We start from the raw sequence: 434 nt of genomic DNA on the forward strand, positions 1-434 counted from the left end.
GACGAGAAAACCAAAACCTATAACATAGCAGGATCGATATCTTTGGGCACTTTCCCAAACCTGCGGGTATCTTCTTTGGTAAGAATTCGAAAATCTGCAGTATGATCCAGGTTGTTTAATTTATCGAATAAATCTTTTGGTAGTCCCGTGAGCTTACGCTCCTTTAGATCTATCCATCCACCCATCATCTCACAGCTGGCAAAATTCCGTCCTTTATGATCATAAAAATCATGTACAAATTCAAAGTACATGCCGTCTTCAGAGAGGCCGCTAAGTTTTAAAGTTACTGTTACCGGCTCTCCTGCAAAGACCTCTTTAAAATAAAAGACGTGCTCATAAAAAACAACCGGTCCAAGGTTATGTTTGGACATTTCCTTATAACCAAAACCATTTTCCATTAAGAAACCCATCCGGGTGTGGCTCATAAAATTAAT

Annotated in this window: 1 protein-coding gene; it reads right to left on the reverse strand. The window is 39.2% G+C overall.

What is annotated here, in order from left to right; all coding sequences use genetic code 11:
• Window positions 1-17: 17 nt before the first annotated feature.
• On the reverse strand, window positions 18-434 hold a 417-nt coding region (locus HC175_RS18965; protein WP_168139736.1), incomplete at its 5' end, for an acyl-CoA thioesterase.

This window comes from Salinimicrobium oceani, assembly GCF_012037645.1.